The sequence below is a fragment of the Microbacterium elymi genome, assembly GCF_021582895.2.
GTDB classification, from domain to species: domain Bacteria; phylum Actinomycetota; class Actinomycetes; order Actinomycetales; family Microbacteriaceae; genus Microbacterium; species Microbacterium humicola.
Genome location: NZ_CP091139.2, coordinates 1,384,746 through 1,405,969, shown reverse-complemented (window position 1 = coordinate 1,405,969; position 21,224 = coordinate 1,384,746). Strand labels below are relative to the sequence as shown.

Below are 21,224 nucleotides of genomic sequence, written 5' to 3'. Positions count from 1 at the left end.
GCGGCCTGGGCTTCCGCCCGGCGAAACCGACCACGTGGCGGGAGGTGCCGGTCGGCCAGAGTGGGAGACATCCCGACACGAAGGAGCGACCCGATGCCCAGCGATCCGTCCACGTGGGAATTCCCCGTCACCGATGCCCTCGCCACGGCAGGGCCGCCGTGGTTGCCCGGCCGGGTCGCCGTCGTCGCTGGCGGCGGACTGAGCGGCCCCGAGGGGGGCGTGGGCTTCGCGATGGCGTGGCTGTACCACCGCAACGGCGCCGCCGTGGCGGTGCTCGATCGGGACGAGGCCGCCGCGCAGCGCACCGTCGACGGCATCCGGGCCGCGGGCGGCGAGGCCGAGGCCTTCATCGTGGACATGGTCGACGACGCGGATGTCGCCCGGACGGTGGACGCCGTCATCGCGCGCTTCGGACGGATCGACGTGGTCGCCGACTCGATCGGCGGCGGCGGCGTGGAGGGCATCTTCGAGACGAGCGTCGAGGCGTGGGACTTCGCCATGGACCTCAACCTGAAGTCGGCCTGGTACCTGCTGCGGCATGCGCAGAAGCACATGACCGAGGGCGGCTCGGCCGTGCTGATCTCGTCCGGCGCGGCCGAGGGCCGCGGACCCGGCCTGCCGTACAGCATCGCCAAGGCGGCGCTGGAGAAGCTCACCACCGGCGCCGCCGCAACCCTCGCGCCGCGCCGCATCCGCGTCAACTGCGTCCGCGTGGGCATGATCTGGGGCGCGTTCGCCGCGCACGGCATGAACCAGGAGCAGCGCGAGATCCGCCGGCAGAACGTGGCGATGGGAGTCGAGGGCAACAACTGGGACATCGCCTCGGCGGCCCTGTTCTTCTCCACCGACGCCGCCCGCTGGGTGTCCGGCCAGATCCTCTACGTCGACGGCGGCGGCTTCGCGATGCGCAACGTCGGCCAGGCCGGCGCGAAATAGCCGGCCCGTCAGCGCGCGCCGAACCCCATCGCGTCGCGGACGGCCACGTTCGCGGCGGGACCGTCGGCATCCGACTTCCCTCGAGCTCCGGCCTGGACCTGAACAGGCCGTCACCTTCCCCGAGTGGTCGGAATTCGGATGCCGATTCCGACCGTTTCTGACGAGTCAGCGAAGCGGACCGGGCGCACCGACCACGGCCGCCCGGCCCGCGCACCGGGTCGAACCGACCCGGGCCCACCAGCCCGGGCCGGATCAGACCCCGGGTCAGCGCCAGGAGGGGCGGTGGTGCCGCGGCGGGTAGGTGCGCGCGTTCACGAACGTGGCCGGGTGATACGTGATGAAGCTGCTGTCGCCGTAACCCGTGACATCCGCCGCCCGGGTCAGGGCATGCGCCGTCGTGCTCGGCCAGTGGCCGGTGGACACGCGGGCGTGCACGGTGTTCAGCGCGCCCACGATCTCGGCCGGAGTGAAGTTGCAGTGCCCGATCGACTGCGTGTACGCCTGGCGCAGCAGGTGGCCGCGGCCGGCGCGGTTCACCTGGTCGCGGTACTGGCGCTCGTACGTGATCGGCGCGAGCTGGTCGCTGATCGTGTGCAGCGTGAGCTCGGGCACCGTGATCTTGCCGGTGACCGTGGACGTCGCGGTCAGGTTGCGCAGCGCGTCGGCATCCGGGGCGATGTCGGCGGTCCGGGTGAGCGTGCGCAGATCGGCGTCGAGGTTGAGCCCCGCCGTCCGGTACAGCGCGCGGATCTGCGGGTACCGGTCGGATCGCCGGATCATCTTCGCATAGTCGACGCCGACGTTCCAGGACGCGTTGCCGCCGGCGGATGCTTCGATCGAGGGGCGCCCCGAGATGACGAAGCTCAGCTGCGGAGGCAGCCACGCGGCCTCCTGCGCCTGCTGCTCGGCGTAGCCGGTGGGCGGGGTGTCGCCGCTGATCCAGTCGGGCGTCTGCATCAGAGCCGCTGCCAGCGCGATGCGCGCGCGGCCCTGGGCCGTCTGCTGCCCGGCGGTCACGGCATCCGTCAACGCCGCCGTCGCCGCCTGCACCTGCCCGGAATCGGCGTAGTCGACCAGCTGGATGTCGGGGTCATCGGCCAGCAGCTGGGCGATGGCGTGCTCCCCGTCGAGCTGGTAGTTGTTCAGGTTCACCCCGCCGCCGAGCAGCCCGCAGGTGGTCAGGGCGCCGTCGATGCGGCCGTTGCCGCGCTCGGCCTCCTGCGCGCTGATCAGCCCGCCCATCGACGTGCCAAGGGCGAGCACCTGCCGCGGGTGGCCGATCACGCTCTTCGCGGCGGCGAGCGCCGCGAACTGGTCGTCGGTGGCGGATGCCAGGGCCCACAGGCTCGGTCCGCTGTACGAGGATCCGACCAGCGCGTAGCCCGAATCCAGCAGCGCGGCCTGGGTGTCGGGGTTCGGGGCGTCGGAGGGACTGAGCGTGCCGAAGCCGTGGCTGTACAGCACGAGCACGCCGTTCCAGTCGGCGGGCTTGTCGGCGACCCAGGTCGCACCGTCGGCGAGGGTCCCGGTGAAGTGGGTGGATGAGGGGGCGGTGGTCGTGGCGTCGGCCTGAGCGGCGACACCTCCGGTGAGCACGAGCGCCGCGGCTGCGGCGACCGTCGTGAAGGCGCGGGTGAATCCTCTGGTCATGCGAACTCCTTCGTCCGAACAGTAGGTGACGGGAACAATTATCAGGACTCCTGTGAATTGCACAAGGGGGTCCGGCTCCCGACCTTCGTAAGAAGCGGATGTCACGGCCTCGCATCGTTCTGGGGTTGAGGGTTGACTCCGACCCCTTCGCTCGTTCATACTTCCTGACAGTCAGGCAACCTGATAATGGCGCCGATGCAACCCGATGATGACGCCGACTTCTGTGTTCAACGATGAATCGGAGAGACCATGAGATCCAAGACCCTGCTTGCCGTCGCCGCATTCGCCACAGCATCCGTCACCGCGCTCGCGCTGGCGGGATGCTCCGCAGGAGGCAGCACATCGCCGTCCGGCAGCGCTGCCCGGGCCCATCAAGATCGGCGCGGTCATGCCGCTGACTGGCCCGCTGTCGGCGCTCGGAGCTGGTGACAAGGAAGCGGCCGAGCAGACGGTCGCCGACATCAACAAGGCCGGCGGCATCAACGGCCAGAAGATCGAACTGACCGTCGTCGACGACAAGACCGACCCCACAGAGTCGGTCAAGCAGTTCAACCAGATGGCGTCCGACTCGAGCTACTCGGCGATGCTCGCCAGTTCGATGACGTCCGCGGCGATGGCCGTCAGCTCCAGCATCACCCAGTACAAGATCCCGACGATCGCGCTCAGCCCGGTCGACGGATACGTGGACGGCAGCAACCCCTACGCGTTCACCTCGCCCGGCAGCACGAAGATCTACGCCGCCGCCCTCGTGGACTACTGGAAGGCGAAGGGCGTCAAGACCATCGCCGTGGCCTACACGGGCACCGACCTGTACGGGCAGACGGGTGAGAAGTCGACCAAGAGCCTGGCCGAGGCCGCCGGCATGCAGATCGTGCTGGACGAGGCCTACGACCCGGCCGCCACCGACTTCACGCCGCTGATCACCAAGGTCGTCGCCGCCAAGCCCGACGCGTTCGTGCAGTGGGGCTCCGGTCCGGCGCCGGTCATCATCACCAAGCAGATCGCCGGCAAGGGCGTGCCGTTCTACGTGACCGGCTCGCAGGCGTCCAACCTGTGGCTGGAGCCGTCCGGTGCCGCCGCCGAGGGCGTCATCGGCGCCACGACCGCGGCGCTGGACCCCGATGCCATCCCCGCCGGTCCGTACAAGGACCTGGTGATGGCCGTGGCCGGCCCGTGGCGCGCACAGCACGACAACGTGAACCCGCCCGAGTTCGCGTACGGCGGGGCGACGGCGATCGAGCTGCTGAAGAACGCGATCGAGAAGGCCGGCTCCACCGACCGGGACAAGATCCGGGATGCGCTGGAGGCGACCGATCTGCTGACCCCGAACGGCCACTACCACTACAGCAAGACCGACCACATGGGCCTGGACGCGAGTGCCATCGGCATCATGGTGGTCAAGGACGGCGTCTGGACGGCCACCGACTACCAGGCGGAGAAGTTCAAGACGGACGCGCCGAAGTAGCCATGCTCGAGGTCGACCGGCTCTCCCGGGCGTTCGGCGGCGTGTATGCGGCGCGGGATGTCTCCCTCAGCGTCGCGGACGGCGAGCTGCGCGGGGTGATCGGCCCGAATGGTGCGGGCAAGTCGACGCTGTTCACGATGATCAGCGGACACCTGCACCCCCATTCGGGTCGGATCACCCTCGACGGCGAGCACATCGACCGGCTCCCGCCGCACCGGCGTGCCCGGCGGGGTGTGGCGATCGTGTTCCAGGGGGCGCGGATCTTCCCCGGGATGTCGGTGCTGGCCAACGTCGCCGTGGGAGCCACCGCGCGCACCCGGGCGGGGGCGGCCAGCGCCGTCCTGCGCCTGCCGCGGCACCGACGCGAGGAGCGCGAGATCTTCGCCTCGGCGCGCGAGGCGCTGGCCCGGGTGGGGCTGGCCGACTGGGCCGACCGGGACGCCGAGCAGCTGCCGCTGGGCCAGCAGCGGCGCCTGCAGCTGGCCCGGGCGCTGACCGCCCGGCCGAAGCTGCCGCTGCTGGACGAGCCGGCGTCGGGACTGCGGGCGAGCGAGCGACGCGACCTGTCGCAGCTGATCCGCGAGCTTGCACGGCGACGGCATGACCATCATGCTGATCGAGCACGACGTGTCGATGGTGACGTCGCTGGCCGACCGCATCACCGTCCTGGATCTCGGCGAGGTCATCGCCGACGGCACTCCAGACGAGATCCGCCGCGACCCGCGCGTGATCTCGGCGTACCTGGGCAAGGCGGCCGCGGCATGATGCTCACCATCGACGACCTGGTCGTCCGCTACGGGGCGGCCACGGCTCTGGACGGCGTCTCGCTGACCGTGGATGACGCGGAGCTGGTCGCCCTCGTGGGTCCGAACGGGGCGGGCAAGACATCCCTCGTGAACGCGATCTCGGGGCTGGTCAAGACCGTGTCCGGACGGATCGAGGTCGGCGGGCGCGTCGCCCAGGTGCCCGAGGGACGGCAGATGTTCGGCGAGCTCAGCGTCGAGGACAACCTGCGCCTGGGCGCCTGGCGGCACCGTCCGAAGGACATCGGCCCGGTGTACGAGCTGCTTCCCGACCTGCAGCGCCTGCGCCGGCAGCGCGCCGACACCCTCTCCGGCGGCCAGCAGCAGATGGTCGCGGTCGGTCGCGCCCTGATGGCCCAGCCCGACCTGCTGGTGGTCGACGAGCTCTCGCTCGGGCTCGCGCCGATGGTGGCCGCGCAGCTGGTCGAGCATCTCGCCGAGCTCAATCGCTCGCGGGGGACCGCCGTGCTGCTGATCGAGCAGGAGATCGGGTTGGCCTTCGAACTGTGCTCGCGCGCCTACGTGCTCGAATCCGGACAGATCGTCACCGAGGGGCCCACCGCGCAGCTGCGGGACGCCCCCGAACTGCAGGACGCCTACTTCGGCGGCCTCGATCCGAACGCGACGGGAGTCTGACATGCAGGCGTTCCTCACCTACCTGCTCTCGGGTCTCGCGCTGGCGGGATCGTTCGCCCTCGTCGGCAGCGGCATGGTCGTCGTGTACCGGGTCACCCACGTGCTCAACTTCGCGCAGGGCATGCTCGCGGTGTTCGGTGCGATGATCTCGTACACGCTGCTGAGCGGGATGCTGCCGCACGGCGTCGCGGAGCTCGTGGCCGTGATCTGCTTGCGCCGTGATCGGCGTGGCCATCGGCATCGTCGCGATCGGCAAGCGCGGCACGCCGCCGATGATCTCGCTGCTGATCACCCTCGGGCTGGGCATGATCGCCGAAGCGGTCGTGGTCGCGATCTGGGGGCAGAACCCGGTCTCGCCGCCGGGCCTCGGGGCAGCATCCAGATCCTCGGTGTGAACCTGGCCAGCCAGCGCATCCTCGTGTTCCTGGTGGCGCTGGTCACGTTCGCGCTTGCTGAGCCTGTTCTTCGCCCGGACCGACATCGGCAAGGCGCTGACCGCGGCGGCATCCAACCCGCGCGCGGCCCGGCTGGTCGGCATCAACACCCGGATGATGGGGCTCGTCGCCTTCGCGATCGCCGGCGCGCTCGGGGGCCTTGCCGGCGTGCTCATCGCCCCGACCACGGCGGTGTCGGTGTCCTCGGACCTTCCGCTGATCCTCAGCGGCTTCGCCGCCGCGATCTTCGGCGGGCTGCGCAAGCCCGTGGATGACGTTCCTGGGCGCGGTGATCCTGGGCGTGGTCGGGCAGCTGGTCGCCGCCTACGGCAACGGCTCGTACCAGACCCCGGTCGCCCTGCTCATGATGCTGGTCATCATGATCGTGCGAGCCGGCACGATGAACCCCGAGGAGGCGAAATGAGCACCAGCGCCGTGCGCGTGCGTCCGGCCCTGGGCCGGGCCCGCTGGATCGCGGCCATCGCCGTGTTCGTGCTCCTGGGGCTGGTCCCGCTGGTCCTGACCGACCTGACGTTCTTCGTCCAGACCGTGCTGGCCGCGGTGGTGGTCACCGGGCTGTCGCTGTTCATGGGCTACGCCGGCCAGGTCTCGCTGGGCCAGAGCGCCTTCGTCGCCGTCGGCGGGCTCACCGTGGCGACCCTGACCGTCAACCTCGGGTTCCCGCCGCTGCTGACCCTCGTGCTGGCGCCGATCCTCGGGGCGGTGGTGGCCGCGCTCATCGGCTGGCCGTTGCTGCGGCTGCGCGGGCACTACCTCGCGTTCGGCACCCTGGCCGTGCCTGCTGATCATCCAGACGGTCATGGCGACCGTGCCGTTCCTCGGCGGCGGCGTGGGCATCTTCGGCATCCCGCCGCTGTCGGTCGGACCGATCGTGTTCAGCGGCCAGCTGCCGTACGCGTATCTGGCCCTCGCCGCGCTGGCGGCGGCGATGGCCACCGTGCACAACCTCGTGAACTCACGGTTCGGCCGCGGCATCCGGGCCCTGGCCGGCAGTGAGAGCGCGGCCGCCTCCAGCGGCGTCCCGGTGCTCGCGAGCAAGGTGGTCGTGTTCGCCATCGCCGGCGCCTTCGCGGGCCTGGCCGGCGGCATCGGCGCGTTCTTCACGCCCTTCGTCAGCCAGGACACTTACCCGCCGCTGGCCTCGTTCGGCTACGTCATCATGGCCATGGTCGGGGGGCTCGGCACCCTCTGGGGTGGCGTGGTCGGCGCAGTGGCGCTGAGCCTCTGGCTCGGCCTGCCCAGTGCCCTGGCCTCGCTGCCCGGCCTGCCGCCGACGGCGGGGCCCATCCTGCAGTATGCCGGCTATGGCGTCGTGCTGGTCGTGTTCCTGCTGCGCTGCCGCGCGGCATCGTGCCGTCGGTGACGGATGCGGTGGCCCGGCTTCGGCGCGGCGGCCGCCCACCGGCGGCTGGCCTCGCCGTGCACGAGGAGGCCGTCGTCGATGCCCGCTAGCGCGCGGTCGCCGGTGTCGACCGCGACCGCGACCGAGGCGCCGCCGGTGACCATGCTGTACCTGATCAAGCAGGTCGAGCTCGCCGTCCGCTCCCGCCTGGACGAGCTGGCCGCCGCACACGGCATCACCGCCGTCCAATACACGGTGCTGACCGTGCTCGAACGGCACCCGGGGCTGATCGCCGCGCAAGCTGGCGCGCATGTCGTTCGTACGCCCGCAGAGCATGACCCAGCTGCTGGACACCCTCGAATCGCGCGACCTGGTGCGCCGGGTCCCCGACCCGTCGTCTCGGCGGCAGCAGCACATCTCGCTCACCGAGACCGCGTACGAGCTGCTGGAGCGGATGCGCGGACCGGTCGCCGAGATCGAACAGGACATGACGGCCTCGCTCTCGCACGCCGACGCGCAGTCGCTGCGCGCCATGCTCCAGGCCTGTCGCATCGGGCTGGCCGGAAGCGCAGCCCACTGACATGGCCGCGTACCGTGTCAGTGGCCTGCGCATCCCGCTGCGCGACGGCATCACCCTCGGCGCCGACCTGTACACCCCGGCCGGGGAGTCGAAGGGGCTGCTGCTCACCCGCGGTCCGTACGGCCGCGGCCGCATGATCGCCCGCAGGATGGCGGGGCCGTGGGCCGCGCAGGGCTGGACCGTGCTGTTCGTCAGCAGTCGCGGCACCGCCGACTCGGGCGGTCAGTTCGACCCGATGCGCACCGAGCAGGCCGACGGTCAGGATGTCGCGGCCTGGATGCGCGAGCAGGACTGGTACCCGGGTCGGTTCGCGACCGTCGGCGGATCGTATCTCGGCTACACGCAGTGGGCGATGCTCGCCGACCCGCCCGCCGACCTGGTCGCTGCAGTGGTGCTGATGGGTCCGCACGACTTCAGCCGGCACGCCTGGGGCACCGGCACGTTCACCCTCGACCTGTTCGGCTGGACCGAGCAGACGGTCGTGCTCGGCGGGCGCGGCATCCTGCGCACGATCCTGGGCATGATCACCGCGAACCGCCGGCTGCGGCCGGTCCTGCAGGCCACCCCGACCGTGGATGCGGCCGTCGCGCACTTCGGCGACGCCGCCCCGTGGCTGCGCGACCGGCTGGTGCGCGACGATCTCGCTGACCCCTATTGGGCGCCGATGCAGCACACCGAGGCGCTGGAGCGCACCGACATCCCCGTCCTGATCCTCGGCGGATGGCAGGACATCTTCCTGCGGCAGAGCATCCAGCAGTACCGCCGGCTTGCGCGAGCGGGGCGTCGAGACGGCCCTGACGGTCGGCCCGTGGACCCACCTCGACCTGACCGGCGCCGCCGCCAAGGTCACGACCGTCGAGACCCTCGCCTGGCTGGATGCGCACGTGGCCGGGATCCCGGGACCGGCGCGGATGGCGCGGGTCCGGGTGTACGACAAGGGGACGGATGCCTGGGTCGAGCGGGACGACTGGCCCGCGGCATCCACCACCCGGACGCTGCACTTCGACGGCGCGGCGCTCGCCGAGGCGCTGGGCACAGCGCGCGAACGCCGGTTCGTGTACGACCCGGCCGATCCGACGCCGACTGTCGGCGGCAACATCATCAGCGGCGGGGGATACGTCGAGGACGGCCGGCTCGCCGACCGCGGCGACACGCTGGTCTACTCCACCGCCGTGCTGGAAGAGGATGTCGTGGTGCGCGGGGCGCCGATCGTCGAGCTCGAGCACGCCGCCGAGCACCCCGACGCCGACCTGTTCGCGCGGATCAGCGACGTGGACCCCCGCGGCCGATCGCACAACGTCGCCGAGGGCTGCGTGCGGCTTGCGCGGGGATGCGAACGGCCCGGTGCGGGTCGAGCTGCTCGACACCGCGTACACGTTCCGGGCGGGCCACCGCATCCGGCTCGTCCTGGCCGGCGGATCGTTCCCGCAGTTCGCTCGCAGCGCCGGCACGGGCGAGAATCCGCTGACCGCGGCGGCGCTCGTGCCGAACACGCACACCGTGACCGAGGGCACGCTCACGCTGCCGGTCGCGTGAGCCCGCCGCATCCGATGTCACTATCGAGATAGTGAAACGGATCGAACGCGCGTAGCCTTGCCGATCATGCCCGAACGCACTGCGCGCATCCGCTCCCTCGCCCTGCTGACGGTGGTCATCGTGCTGTCCGCGACGATGCTGCGGGGGCCGATCCTGGCCGTCGCGCCGGTCGCGCTCGACATCGGCGACGACCTCGGCGTGGGGGCCGGGGTGGTCGGGCTGCTGACCACCATCCCGGTCCTCTGCTTCGCCGTCTGCGCGCCGCTGGCGATCGCGATCATCCGCCGGGCCGGCGCCGACGTCGCGCTCACCGTGACGGTGATCGGGGTCATCCTCGGCAGCATCCTGCGCTCGTCCGGCGGCATCGGCACCGCGCTGGCGGGCACCGCCGTGATGGGCGCGTTCGTCACCATCGGCAACGTCGTGCTGCCGATCGTGATCGCCCGCGAGTACAGCGCCCGGCGGGCGCACACCATGACCGGGGTGTACACCTCGGCGCTGAACGTGGGCACACTCGCCGTGACCCTGGGCACCGCCCCGATGGCCGATGCGGTGGGCTGGCGCTGGGCGATCGTGGCGTGGTCCATGTTCGGCGTCGCCGCCCTCGCCACGTGGATCCCGCTTGCGCGGTCTGCGCGCCGCGTTCGTGCCGCACCCCGGCCCGCGCCCGGACATCGACGCTCCGCGCGTGTCGGTGCTGCGCCACGCGCCCACCTGGATCCTGGCTTGCGGCGTTCGCGGGGCAGGCGTTCGCCTTCTACGCGATCACCGCCTGGCTGCCGACGCTCATGGCCGGTCAGGGCTACTCGCACACCGACGCGGGCCTCATCGCCTCGGTCTTCCAGGTCGCCGGGGTCGCCGGATGCCTCATCCTGCCGGTGATCACGCTGCGCACCTCGATCCGGGTCGGGGTGCTGTGCGTGGGCATCGGGTGGCTGGCGATCCCTCTCGGCTTCCTCCTGGCCCCCGGCGGATGGCTGGCCTGGTGCCTCATCGGCGGATTCGCGCAGGGCGCCGGGATCACGATCGTGTTCATCATGATCAACGCGTTCGGCGACGACGAGCACACCACGGCCGGCCGCTCCGGGATCGTGCAGGGCATCGGCTATGCGGTCGCCGCGACCGGTCCGCTGCTGCTGGGCCTGCTGCACGAGCTGACGGGTGCCTGGGTGCTGCCGCTGATCGTGGAGCTCGTCGCCGTCCTGCTCTTCCTCATCCCCGGCCTGATCGTGACCGTCTCGCTGCGTCGCGCCTCCCGGACCGGGTGAGGAGCGGAGCCGACGTTCCGGCTTCCCGGACTAGAATCGTTGGGGTACTGACGATATAGTGGAGGCGATCCCGCTTCCGGGGCGCTGATCGAAGGAGATCGCATGCAGTTCTATCGCGACGGCTACCGTCCGGGCGACCCGGGCCTCGAGCCGGCCTCGCCGCAGGCGATCGCCCGCAGCCGTGACATCCCGCCGACCGTGGACGTGCTGATCGTCGGCACCGGCCCCGCCGGATCGGTGCTGGCCGCGCAGCTGGCGGCGTTCCCCGACATCGACACGCGCATCGTCGAGCGGCGGGGCGGCCCGCTGGAGAAGGGGCAGGCCGACGGCGTCGCCTGCCGCACGGTCGAGATGTTCCAGGCGTTCGGCCTGGCCGAAGCGCTCGTGCGCGAGGCGTACTGGGTGAACGAGGTGCGGTTCTGGGGGCCCTCAGCAGCCGACCGCTCGCGGATCGAGCGCACCGGATGGGTGGAGGACACCCCCGCCGGTCTCAGCGAGTTCCCGCACGTGATCGTCAACCAGGCGCGGATGCAGCAGTTCCTGCTCGATCACGCGGCCCGGTCGTCCAGCCGGCTCGAGCCGGACTACGGCATCGAGTTCGTCACGCTCACGGTCGGCGACGGCGAGTATCCGGTCGAGGTGACCCTGCGCCGCACCGGCGACGATGCGGCGGGGGAGGGTGCCGGCGAGGAGTTCACCGTCCGGGCGAAGTACGTCGTCGGCTGCGACGGCGCGCGCAGCAACGTGCGCCGGGCGATCGGCCAGCACCTGCGCGGCGACGCCGCCAACCACGCGTGGGGCGTCATGGACGTGCTGGCGACCACCGACTTCCCGGACTGGCGCACCAAGAACGTCATCCAGTCGGACGGCAAGGGCAGCCTGCTGATGATCCCGCGCGAGGGCGGGAACATGGTGCGGTGCTACGTCGACCTCGGCGAGGTGACCGCCGGTGACGCGGCGATCCGCGACACCACCGCCGCGCAGATCGCAGATGTGGCCCGCGGCATCCTGCATCCCTACACATTCGAGCTGAAGTCGGTGGTGTGGTCGTCGGTGTACGAGGTCGGCCAGCGGCTGACCGACAGGTTCGACGACGTGCCGGCAGGTGACGCCACAGGCCGCCTGCCGCACGTCTTCATCGCGGGGGATGCGTGCCACACCCACTCGGCCAAGGCCGGGCAGGGCATGAACGTGTCGATGCAGGACGCCTTCAACCTCGGGTGGAAGCTGGCCGCGGTGCTGCAGGGGCGGTCGGATGCCGCGCTCCTGCACACCTACTCCGCCGAGCGCCAGACCGTGGCCGAGGACCTCATCGAGTTCGACCGGTTCTGGTCGGCGTTCGTCGCCCAGCCCACCGTCGACCCGCAGCATCCCGAGCGCGGCGGGGTCACCAGCGAGCAGATGCAGGCCGAGTTCACCCGGCAGGGCCGCTATACCGCGGGTCTGGCCACCACCTACACCCCGTCGACCCTGACCGGCGGCCCGGAGCACCAGCATCTGGCCGCCGGCTTCGAGATCGGCACGCGGTTCCACTCCGCGCCGGTGGTGCGCGTCGCCGACGCGAAGCGGGCCGAGCTCGGGCACGCGCACCGCGCCGACGGGCGGTGGCGCGTCTACGTGTTCGACGACGAGAGCGGACGCGGCCTGATCGAGACCGCCGAGTGGCTGGGCGCGGCATCCGACTCTCCGGTCGTGCGGTTCACCCCCGACGGTGCCGACATCGACAGCGTGATCGACGTGCACGGCGTGTTCCGGCGCGGGCACCACGACGTCGACCTCGGGCAGGTGCCGGCGCTGCCTGCCGCGCTCCGGTCCGCTCGGCCTGCAGGACTGGGAGAAGGCGTGGGCCGTCGACCCCGAGCGCGACATCTTCGCCGCCCGCGGCATCGACCGGGCCGGCGCGGTGGTCGTGGTCCGGCCCGACCAGTACGTCGCGCACGTGCTCCCGCTGGCCGACCACGCCGGGCTGGCCGCGTTCTTCGCCGGGTTCCTCGTGGAGCCCGATCGATCGGCACGGGGATGATGGATGCTGTGACCGCAGCATCCGTCCCCTCCGAGCTCGACGACGCCGACGGGGCCTCCGGTGCCTCCGGCGCCGACGAGCCCGAGCCGCAGCGGCACCTCGGATACCTGATCCGGCGCGCGCAGCGCTGCACGTCGCGGCCTGGGGGCGGATCGTCTCGCCGGAGATCTCCAGCGTGCAGTACACGGTGCTCGTGGTGCTCGACCGGTACGGCGAGGCCAGTCAGCGGGAGCTGTGCGACCAGGCCGATCTGGACCGGTCCACGATCGCCGACCTGGTGGCGCGGATGGAGCGGCGCGGACTCATCGTCCGGCGCCGCTCGGCCGCCGATGCCCGCCGCAACGTCGTCTCGCTCACCCCGCACGGCGCCGCCGAGCGCCGGCGCCTGGCGCCCCTCGTCGCCCAGGTCCAGGTCGAGCTGGCCGCCGGAATGCCCGCCGAACAGGTCGCTCGCCTGCGCGCCGACCTGAAGACGCTGCTCGCTCGCCCCTCCTGACCCGCCGCCCGGCGGCATCCTGCTCCGCCGCCCCATTCCTCCCCAACCGCGTCTGTGACCCGTCAGAAACGGTCGGAATGTCTGCGAGAATTCCGACCACTTCTGACGAGTCACAGAAGGGCGGGGAGGGAGGGGGATGCCGCGGGGCGGGATGCCGCGGGGCGGGATGCCGCGGGGCGGGATGCCGCGGGGTCAGGGGCGGGTGAGCCTCCGGCCGATGATCTCCTTCATGATCTCGGTCGTGCCGCCGAAGATGGTGGCCACCCGGGAGTCGAGATAGTCCTGCGCGACCGCGTACTCGGTCATGAACCCGTACCCGCCGTGCAGCTGGACGGCGCGCTGGATCACGCGCTGATGCAGCTCGGTGACCCACCACTTGGCCATCGCCGCGGTGACCTCGTCCAGTTCGTGGTTCGAGGCATCCAGGATGCAGCGATCGACGAACACCTGTGTGACCTCGATCTCGGTGGCAAGCTCGGCGAGGTAGAAGCGGTTCGCCTGGAACGAGGCGATCGACTGCCCGAACGCGTGCCGCTCGATGGAATACGCGAGCGCCTGGTCGAAGGTCGCCCGCATCCGCGCCATCGAGGTCACCGCGATGTTCAGGCGCTCCTGCGGGAGGTTGTGGCGCAGCTCGCCCAGCCGCCGCCCTCGACGCCCAGAAGGGCCGAGCGCGGCACCCGCACCTCGTCGAAGAACAGCTCGGCGGTGTCCTGCGCCTTCAGCCCCACCTTCTTGAGCGGGCCGCTGCGGGAGAAGCCCGGCAGATCGGTCTCCACGCAGAGCAGGCTGATCCCGCCGCGGCCGGCATCGGGATCGGTCCGCGCCGCGACGATCACGACGTCGGCGAGCATGCCGGTCGAGATGAAGGTCTTCGCCCCGGTGAGCACGAAGTGGTCGCCCTCGGGGCGGGCCGTGGTCGTGATCGCGGCGAGGTCCGAGCCGGTGCCGGGCTCGGTCAGGGCGATCGCCCCCACCGTGTCGCCGGCGATCATGGGCGCCAGCCACCGCTCGTTCTGCTCGTCCGTGCCCAGCGCCACCAGGTACGGCGCGATCAGGTCGTTGAACCCGGTGATCGACATCCCGACAGCGGTGGCGCCCACGCGCGCGAGCTCCTCGATGAGGATGGCGTTGTACCGGAAGTCGTCGACGCCGCCGCCGCCGAAGCGCTCGGGTGCGGAGATGCCGAGCAGCCCGAGCTCGGCGGCTTCGCGGAACAGGCCTCGATCGACGCGACCCGCCTCCGCCCACTCGTCGAGGTGCGGGACGACGTGACGCTCGACGAACGAGCGGACGGTCTCGCGGAAGTCGTCATGAGACTCGTCGAAGATGGTGCGCGCAAGCGAAACCGAGGCCATGCTCTCTCCTTCTGCCGGTCCTCGCCGTGGGCGCTTCCCGGAACATTCGACACTCTGTGTGCATCTGTATGAAAAGTGTAGACGATCTGGCGGCGGGGAGCTAGACCGGTTCGGCGAGCAGGTCCTGCCGCGCCCGCTCGTGCCACTCCGCGTAGCGCGTGCGGTAGAGGCGGGCAGCGGTCTCGGCCGGCCAGTTCTCGGGGAGGAACTCGACGGGCAGTCGCGGATCGTGCCGAGCACGTCGCAGCAGGTGATTCGTCATGAGGATCTCGCTGCTCGCCGGATGGGCCCGCCCGACGTCTGCCCAGCGATCGAGGAAGCGCTCGTATCGGATGGCGACGGCGTCGAGGTCGAAGGCCTGTGCCACGACGACCTCGGGGGTCGTCGGAGGGGACGGCACCCCCCGCATCACGATGATGTGCTCGGCCAGGTCGAGGCCGTCCAGCACCCGGTCGAGATCCACGTCGTGGGGCGATATCCACAGCCCGGCACGGACCGCTCCGAATCCCGCCCGGCTGAGTCGGGTGCGCAGCTCATGACGCTGCCTCTGGAACGACTCCGGCATGGAGAACGCGAGCGAGGTCCACGAGCCGTCCCAGGTGCGGTTCACCGGATCGCGTTCCCAGACCAGACGGCGACCGTCCTCGACGATGCCCCGCGCCTCCGGCGTGAGCGCGAACAGCGTCCGGCGTCCGTCGACGCGTCGGAAGACCAGCCCGCGCCGGACCATCCGGGCCAGGGTCGCCCGGGTCGCCGGCTCGCCGTGGCCGGCATCGGCCAGGACGTCCACGATCGACCGGGACGAGAGCCAGCCTTCCGCGTCGGGGAAGTAGATGCCCAGCAGGTTGAGGATCAGGTTCTGCGGGCGCGCGCGCGGCTCGCTCTCGGCGACGGGGGGCAGGGGGACGGAACGGGCCATGGGGGCATCCTACGGAGGCGGTGGCGCGCGTCAGCGCACGGGTCGCGCGGGCGCCCGACCGGCGATGGATGCCGCGACCAGGCCGATCACCGGGCAGAGCGTCATGAGGACGGTGGCGGGCAGGGCGGTGCCGGTCCCCGCGATGCCGCCCAGGGGGGATGCGATCGCACCCAGGACGAACTGGATGAAGCCGATCAGCGCCGAGCCGGTGCCCGCGGTGGCGCCGGCGGCGCCCACGGCCAGCGCCGATGCGGTCGACATCATCGTGCCGCACCCGATGCAGAACGCCACGACCAGCGGCACGTAGCCGACGAGGGTGAGCGTGTGCGTCAGCGCCAGTATCGCGGCGATGACCGCCGCGCCGAGTGCGAGCAGCTGTCCGAACCGCAGCGCCCCGGCCGGCGTCCACCGTGGCGCGAGCCGTCCGCTCAGCCAGGCGCCCAGCATCACGGCGACCGATGTGGCGGTGAACGTGAAGCCGTAGCCGAGAGGGGTGACACCGAGGACGTCCTGCACGATGAACGACGACGACCCGATGTAGCTCATCAGGCCGGCATAGGAGATCCCGAACGCGACCGCCCATCCGGCGAACCGCCGGTCGCGCAGCAGCCGGCCCATCGCGCGACCGATCGCGTGCGGCGTGGCCGGGTGGCGACGTTCGGGCGGAAGGCTCTCGGGGATCGCGAGGATCGCCGTCAGCAGCATCCCGGTCGCCAGCACCGCCAGGCCCAGCAGCGCTGTCCGCCAGCCGCCGAGCTGGGTGAGCAGCGCGCCCAGGGGGCTGGCGACGGCCGGTCCCAGCGCGGTCATGATCCACAGTCGGCTGAACGCGCGCACCGCCTCTTTGGGGGCGCTGAGGTCGGCGACCACCGCACGCGCCAGGACCGAGCCGGCCGCGCCGGCGAAGCCCTGCACGCCGCGAACGACGATCAGCATCCCGATCACGGGGCTGGCGACGGCCAGGAAGCAGCAGGCCGTGAACACGGCGAGGGCGACGATCAGCGTGCGCCGGCGGCCGAAGACGTCCGAGACCGATCCGATCGCCAGCTGGCCGAGCGCCGAGCCGATCAGGAACGCCGTCAGGGTCAGCTGCACCACCGACGCCGGCGCGCCGAGATCGTCGGCGATGTCGGGGAACGCCGGAAGGTAGAGATCGGTCGACAGCGAGCCCGCCATCGAGAGGTAGCCGAGCGCGCCCGTGAGCCGGACGCCGAGCCGCCGCCCGGCGGTCTCGGTCATGAGGCGGCCGCGTGGGTGCCGGCCCCCCTCTTGGCCAGCTGGATCTGCTCGTACACGAAGTGCCGCAGCTCGGTGAACCGGGGCAGCGAGCGGGTCTCGAGCTGGTCGCGCTCCGGGCCGAGGTCCACGACGAGGTCCTGCCTGCACCACCGTCGGCGAGCTCGACAGCATGACCACGCGCTCGCCGAGGTACACCGACTCGTCGATGTCGTGCGTGACGAACAGGATGGAGATGCCCAGCGTCTTGCGCACGCGGCGGACGAGGTCCTCCAGGTCGGCGCGGGTCTGCGCATCGACGGCCGCGAACGGCTCGTCCATCAGCAGCACCTCGGGCTGGTAGGCGATCGCGCGTGCGATCGCCACGCGCTGCTGCATGCCGCCGGACAGCTGCCACGGGTAGGAGCGGGGGACGTGCGCCAGCCCCACGTTCTCCAGCGCCTCGGCCACCAGGTCCGCGCGCTGGGCCTTCGGCATCCCGGCGTTGCGCAGCGGCAGCTCCACGTTCTCGGCCACCCGCAGCCAGGGGAACAGCGACCGGCCGTACTCCTGGAAGACGACGGCCATGTTCTTCGGCGGGGCCGTGATCTTCTGGCCGCCGAGGACGACCTCGCCCTCGGTGGGGGCCAGCAGCCCCGCGATGCACTTGAGCAGCGTGGTCTTGCCCGAACCCGACGGACCGACAAGGCACGTCAGCTCGTTCTTGCCCAGGTCGAAGGTGAGGTCGCGGACGGCCTCGATGTCGCCGCCGTCGGTGCGATAGACCTTCTTCAGGCCGCGCACCGAGAGCAGGGTGTCTTCGGCCGGCAGCGTCCGTCCGCCGGCGATGGTGTCGAGGGGGTGTCAGGCAGGCATTCTCAATGTCCTTCAGTCCGTGGTACCAGCGCAGGAGGCGACGTTCGACGACGCGGAAGATGATCGCGACGGCGTAGCCGATCAGTCCCAGCACGAGGATGCCCGACCACATCTCGGGGATCGCGAACCGTCGCTGGAACTGGATGATCGAGAAGCCGAGGCCGGATGTCGTCGCGAACATCTCGGAGATGACCATGAGGATCAGGCCGATGGGCAGGGCCTGCCGCACGCCGGCGAGGATCTGCGGGGCCGCCGACGGAAGGATCTGGTAGCGCACCCGATTGAATCCGTGGATGCCGTAGGAACGGCTGGTCTCGTTCTGCACCGGGTCGGCGGCCCGCACGCCCTCGATCGTGTTCAGCAGCACCGGCCAGACGCTGGCCAGCGCGATGAGGAAGATCTTCTCGGCATCGGTGGGCCCGAACAGCAGGAGCAGCGCGGGGATCAGCGCGGGCGCCGGCAGGGCACGGAAGAACTCGAACACCGGCTCGGTGATCGAGCGCAGCGTGCGGTTCAGGCCGATCAGGATGCCCAGCAGGATGCCGACCACGATCGCCGCGATCACGCCCAGTGAGAATCGGCCCAGGCTCGGCAGCACGTCCTCCCAGAACGCCGGGCCGAACCAGACCCGGAAGAACGTGGTCACCAGCTCACCGGGCGTGGGGACGAAGAAGTTCGTCGAGACGGCCGTGGCCAGCCACCACAGGAGGATGAGGATGATCGGCAGTCCGAGGGTGAACGCGATGCCGCTGAGGACCTTCTTCATGCCGGCACCTCCTCGCGCACGGAGTGATGCCAGCTCAGCAGCCGGCGCTCCAGCGCGCGGGCGCCGAAGTTGATCACGACGCCCAGCAGCCCGGTCGCCAGCACCAGCGCGTACATCGTGGAGTAGAGTCCCGCGTTCTGGGCGCTGAGGATCTCGAGCCCCAGCCCTGGCGTGCCGATGATCAGCTCGGCGGTGATCGCCAGGATCAGCGCGACCGCGGCCGCCAGCCGCAGCCCGGTCATCAGGTACGGCAGCGTGGTCGGGAAGACGATGTCCTTGATGCGCTGCCAGGTCGAGAACCCGTAGCCTGCGGCCGGTGCTCATCGCCACCTGGTCGACGTCGGCGACCCCGTACAGCACCTGGATGAACACCTGCCAGAAGGCGGCGTACACGATCAGCAGCAGGCTCGACTCGATCCGCACGCCGAACAGCAGCACCGCGAGCGGGATGAGCGCCACCGACGGGATCGGGCGGAGGAACTCGACCGTGGAATGGGTGGCGCGCCGCAGGAACGGCGAAAGCCCGATGACCACGCCGAGCACGCAGGCCAGCACGACGGCGATGAGAAGGCCGAGTGCCCAGGCCAGCATGGTGTCGCCGACGGCGACCCAGAAGTCGGCCAGGGCGGCGATCTGCACGAGCTGGGGGATGACCTCGGTCGGCGGCGGCAGGTATTTGCCGTTGACCAGTCCGCTGCGGGCGGCGATCTCCCAGATCGCGAGGAAGGCCAGGATGCCGGCCAGGCCCAGCAGCGTCTGCTTCGGGCGCATCCGGCGTCGCCGGGATCGCGCCTGGGCGACGGCGACCGTGCGGGTGATGGTCTCGTCGGGCGCGGCGGCCGTCATGGGGTCCTCGCTTCGGACGCGTCGGGCAGGGTGGGGTACGCCCGGCGCAGGTCGGCCTTGCGGATCTTGCCGCTGGCGGTGCGGGCAGCTCGTCGACGAATACGACGGCCCGGGGGATCTTGTACTTGGCAAGTCGCCCTGCAGGTGTCCGAGGACATCGTCGGCGGTGAGGTGCGCGGCGTCGTCCCGGGTGGCGACCGCCATCGGGACCTCGCCCCACTTCTCATCCGGCACGCCGATCAGCGCGACCCCGGTGATCTCCGGGATCTGCATGATCACGCCTTCGACCTCGGCGGAGTAGATGTTCTCGCCGCCCGAGATGATCATGTCCTTCAGGCGGTCGGAGATGTAGATGTAGCCGTCCTCGTCGAACGAGCCGAGGTCGCCGGAGCGGAACCAGCCGTCCACGATCGCCTCGGCGGTGGCGTCGGGCCGGTTCCAGTACTCGGAGATGACGTTCGGGCCGCGCACCCAGATCTCGCCGACCTCGCCGGGCGGCAGCGTGCGGCCCTGCTCGTCCACGATCTTCACGTCGGTGAAGAAGTGCTTCAGACCCGACGACCCCATCTTGGCCGTGCTCATCCGCGGCGGCATCGCGGTCGCCCCGGGAGAGGTCTCGGTCATGCCGTAGCCGCAGGAGAAGTGCAGCCCGCGCTCTTCGTAGGCCTCCAGCATCCGCTTGCGGCATCGTCGACCCGCCGCACGTGAGGTGGCGCAGGCTGGAGATGTCGGTGGTCGCGAAGTCGGGGTGCTCCTGCAGCGAGCTGGAAGGTGGTGGGCACGCCCGAGAGCATCGTGATCTGCTCGTCCTGGACGGTGTGCAGCACGGCACCGGGCTCGAACTTCTCGTGCAGGATGACGGTGCCGCCCTGCAGGCAGGACTGGCAGCGCCCCCATGCTGAGGGATGCCACGTGGAACATCGGCGAGATCAGCAGCACGCGTTCGTCCGCGCTGATGCCGTAGTCCACGAGCGCGTTGAAGCAGTTCCAGGTGAGGTTGCCGTGGGTGAGCACGGCGCCCTTCGGGTACCCGGTGGTGCCCGACGTGTAGAGGATCATCGCGGGGTCGTCGAGCGTGACCGTCAGGTCGAGGCGGTCGGTGGATCCGGATGCCACGAGGGTCTCGTAGTCCTCGACGCCGGGCAGCGGCATCCCGCCAACCTGGATGCGACGGCGGGCGCCCGTGGACCACGTGCCGGCGCGCGCGAGCTCGTGCAGGTCGGCGTGGAAGATGAGGGTGGATGCCCCCGAGTTGTCGACGGCGAATTCGATCTCGGGCGGGGCCAGGCGCGTGTTCAGCGGCACGAAGATCGCGCCGAGCGCCGCGGTGGCGAACAGCGCCTCGAGGAAGGACGGGTGGTTGTTGCCGAGGTACGCGACGCGGTCGCCGCGCTGCACCCCGCGCTCGCTCAGCGCGTTCGCGAGCCGGGTGATGCGCTCGTCGAGTTCGTCGTAGCCGAGGCGCTGGTCGCGGAACGCGATCGCGACGTCTTCGCGCATGCGCTGGGCACGCCGCGCCACCCAGGTGCCGATCCCCTGGTTCTGCATGGCTTCTCCTTCGACGGTGAATGAAGAGGGTGGATGTCCGGCGCCGCCGGGGTGGGCGGCGCCGGACGGGGGTCAGTCGACGATGACCTTGTCGAGGTCGGGCGCCTGCTTGACGAAGCTGTACTTCTGCGCCATCGTGCTGAGGTTCTCGATGACCGAGCGGTCGAGCGTGCCGGTCAGGTGCTCCAGGTGGATGCCCTTCACGACATCCGCCGGCATGCCGGTGAAGGCGACGATCGCCTCGTCGTAGTGCGCGGTGTCGTCCATCGCGGCCTTCGTGCTCTCGGTGATCGCGTCCCGGAACGCCTTCACCACCTCGGGGTGGGCATCAGCGTACGCGCCGGACGTGAACGTGACCATCGTGTAGAGGTTGGGGATCGTCCGCATCGGGTCGCCCAGGAACGTCATGCCGTCCTCGGCGAGGGCGGCGGACAGGAACGGCTCGGGGACCCACGCGGCGTCGATGTGCCCCTGCTCCAGCTTGCGCCAGCTGGTCGGGGAACGCG

Annotated in this window: 17 protein-coding genes and 10 pseudogenes; 17 read left to right on the top strand and 10 right to left on the bottom strand. The window is 70.8% G+C overall.

Annotation, left to right across the window (positions count from 1 at the left end):
• The first annotated feature begins 93 nt into the window (after positions 1-93).
• On the top strand, positions 94-936 hold the full coding sequence (locus L2X98_RS07555) for an SDR family NAD(P)-dependent oxidoreductase (protein ID WP_259612850.1): 843 nt from the start codon (positions 94-96) through the stop codon (positions 934-936).
• Positions 937-1,200: 264 nt separating this feature from the next.
• On the opposite strand, the gene L2X98_RS07550 is transcribed toward L2X98_RS07555, so the two are convergent.
• Positions 1,201-2,586 carry an alpha/beta fold hydrolase gene (locus L2X98_RS07550; protein ID WP_259612849.1) on the bottom strand — a complete coding sequence of 462 codons (1,386 nt, stop codon included), beginning with the start codon at positions 2,584-2,586 and terminating at the stop codon, positions 1,201-1,203.
• A gap of 268 nt (positions 2,587-2,854) precedes the next feature.
• Between L2X98_RS07550 and L2X98_RS07545 the strand changes: the two genes are divergently transcribed.
• The 15 genes and pseudogenes from L2X98_RS07545 (at position 2,855) to L2X98_RS20435 (ending at position 13,190) form a co-directional block, all read left to right on the top strand.
• Positions 2,855-4,051: an ABC transporter substrate-binding protein gene (locus tag L2X98_RS07545; protein ID WP_259612848.1), complete on the top strand. Its 1,197-nt coding sequence runs from the start codon at positions 2,855-2,857 to the stop codon at positions 4,049-4,051.
• Between the two features lie 2 nt (positions 4,052-4,053).
• Positions 4,054-5,490: an ATP-binding cassette domain-containing protein gene (locus L2X98_RS22185; RefSeq protein ID WP_259612847.1), complete on the top strand. Its 1,437-nt coding sequence runs from the start codon at positions 4,054-4,056 to the stop codon at positions 5,488-5,490.
• 218 nt (positions 5,491-5,708) lie between these two features.
• Positions 5,709-5,885, top strand: a complete 177-nt coding sequence (locus tag L2X98_RS20460) for a hypothetical protein (protein WP_354002958.1) — start codon at positions 5,709-5,711, stop codon at positions 5,883-5,885.
• Positions 5,886-5,939: 54 nt separating this feature from the next.
• A pseudogene (locus L2X98_RS20455) lies at positions 5,940-6,134 on the top strand (ABC transporter permease subunit); the annotation flags it as partial.
• A 61-nt stretch (positions 6,135-6,195) separates the two neighbouring features.
• Complete coding sequence (locus L2X98_RS07530; RefSeq protein WP_259612845.1) at positions 6,196-6,348, top strand: hypothetical protein; 153 nt, start codon at positions 6,196-6,198, stop codon at positions 6,346-6,348.
• Positions 6,345-6,710 (top strand): annotated as a pseudogene (locus L2X98_RS07525) (ABC transporter permease subunit); the annotation flags it as partial. The gene L2X98_RS07530 and the pseudogene L2X98_RS07525, both read left to right, overlap by 4 nt.
• A 34-nt stretch (positions 6,711-6,744) precedes the next feature.
• The gene (locus tag L2X98_RS07520) at positions 6,745-7,308 is read left to right on the top strand and encodes an ABC transporter permease subunit (protein WP_259612844.1); all 564 of its coding nucleotides are present in this window, start codon (positions 6,745-6,747) and stop codon (positions 7,306-7,308) included.
• Between the two features lie 280 nt (positions 7,309-7,588).
• Positions 7,589-7,867 carry a MarR family winged helix-turn-helix transcriptional regulator gene (locus L2X98_RS07515; RefSeq protein WP_259613238.1) on the top strand — a complete coding sequence of 93 codons (279 nt, stop codon included), beginning with the start codon at positions 7,589-7,591 and terminating at the stop codon, positions 7,865-7,867.
• Position 7,868: 1 nt separating this feature from the next.
• Positions 7,869-8,639 (top strand): annotated as a pseudogene (locus tag L2X98_RS20450) (CocE/NonD family hydrolase); the annotation flags it as partial.
• Positions 8,635-9,147, top strand: a pseudogene (locus L2X98_RS20445) (CocE/NonD family hydrolase); the annotation flags it as partial. The pseudogenes L2X98_RS20450 and L2X98_RS20445, both read left to right, overlap by 5 nt.
• Positions 9,053-9,403 (top strand): CocE/NonD family hydrolase C-terminal non-catalytic domain-containing protein, encoded by a 351-nt coding sequence (locus L2X98_RS20440; protein WP_354002957.1) that lies wholly within the window; start codon positions 9,053-9,055, stop codon positions 9,401-9,403. The pseudogene L2X98_RS20445 and the gene L2X98_RS20440, both read left to right, overlap by 95 nt.
• Before the next feature lie 66 nt (positions 9,404-9,469).
• Positions 9,470-10,057, top strand: a pseudogene (locus tag L2X98_RS07505) (MFS transporter); the annotation flags it as partial.
• Positions 9,982-10,671 (top strand): MFS transporter, encoded by a 690-nt coding sequence (locus L2X98_RS07500; protein ID WP_354002956.1) that lies wholly within the window; start codon positions 9,982-9,984, stop codon positions 10,669-10,671. The pseudogene L2X98_RS07505 and the gene L2X98_RS07500, both read left to right, overlap by 76 nt.
• Positions 10,672-10,773: 102 nt before the next feature.
• Positions 10,774-12,408: pseudogene (locus L2X98_RS07495) on the top strand (FAD-dependent monooxygenase); the annotation flags it as partial.
• Positions 12,333-13,190 carry a MarR family winged helix-turn-helix transcriptional regulator gene (locus tag L2X98_RS20435; RefSeq protein WP_354003014.1) on the top strand — a complete coding sequence of 286 codons (858 nt, stop codon included), beginning with the start codon at positions 12,333-12,335 and terminating at the stop codon, positions 13,188-13,190. The pseudogene L2X98_RS07495 and the gene L2X98_RS20435, both read left to right, overlap by 76 nt.
• Positions 13,191-13,382: 192 nt before the next feature.
• Here L2X98_RS20435 and L2X98_RS19455 read toward each other — a convergent pair whose 3' ends face one another.
• The 7 genes and pseudogenes from L2X98_RS19455 to L2X98_RS20425 form a co-directional block, all read right to left on the bottom strand.
• Positions 13,383-13,775: an acyl-CoA dehydrogenase family protein gene (locus L2X98_RS19455; RefSeq protein ID WP_290427324.1), complete on the bottom strand. Its 393-nt coding sequence runs from the start codon at positions 13,773-13,775 to the stop codon at positions 13,383-13,385.
• 17 nt (positions 13,776-13,792) lie between these two features.
• Entirely contained in the window at positions 13,793-14,548 is a 756-nt protein-coding gene (locus L2X98_RS19450) for an acyl-CoA dehydrogenase family protein (RefSeq protein ID WP_290427320.1), read from the bottom strand.
• 100 nt (positions 14,549-14,648) lie between these two features.
• Positions 14,649-15,467 (bottom strand): PaaX family transcriptional regulator, encoded by an 819-nt coding sequence (locus tag L2X98_RS07480; protein WP_259612840.1) that lies wholly within the window; start codon positions 15,465-15,467, stop codon positions 14,649-14,651.
• Positions 15,468-15,497: 30 nt separating this feature from the next.
• A pseudogene (locus L2X98_RS07475) lies at positions 15,498-16,649 on the bottom strand (multidrug effflux MFS transporter); the annotation flags it as partial.
• Positions 16,650-16,702: 53 nt separating this feature from the next.
• A pseudogene (locus L2X98_RS07470) lies at positions 16,703-17,554 on the bottom strand (ABC transporter ATP-binding protein).
• 98 nt (positions 17,555-17,652) lie between these two features.
• A pseudogene (locus L2X98_RS20430) lies at positions 17,653-18,042 on the bottom strand (ABC transporter permease); the annotation flags it as partial.
• A gap of 278 nt (positions 18,043-18,320) precedes the next feature.
• The gene (locus L2X98_RS20425; RefSeq protein WP_354003013.1) at positions 18,321-18,569 is read right to left on the bottom strand and encodes an ABC transporter permease subunit; all 249 of its coding nucleotides are present in this window, start codon (positions 18,567-18,569) and stop codon (positions 18,321-18,323) included.
• A gap of 71 nt (positions 18,570-18,640) precedes the next feature.
• Between L2X98_RS20425 and L2X98_RS20420 the strand changes: the two genes are divergently transcribed.
• On the top strand, positions 18,641-19,471 hold the full coding sequence (locus L2X98_RS20420) for a hypothetical protein (protein ID WP_354003097.1): 831 nt from the start codon (positions 18,641-18,643) through the stop codon (positions 19,469-19,471).
• On the opposite strand, the pseudogene L2X98_RS07455 reads toward L2X98_RS20420, so the two are convergent.
• Positions 19,354-20,670 (bottom strand): annotated as a pseudogene (locus tag L2X98_RS07455) (AMP-binding protein); the annotation flags it as partial. The gene L2X98_RS20420 and the pseudogene L2X98_RS07455 overlap by 118 nt on opposite strands.
• 120 nt (positions 20,671-20,790) lie before the next feature.
• The gene (locus L2X98_RS07450; protein ID WP_259613235.1) at positions 20,791-21,183 is read right to left on the bottom strand and encodes an ABC transporter substrate-binding protein; all 393 of its coding nucleotides are present in this window, start codon (positions 21,181-21,183) and stop codon (positions 20,791-20,793) included.
• Positions 21,184-21,224 lie beyond the last annotated feature (41 nt).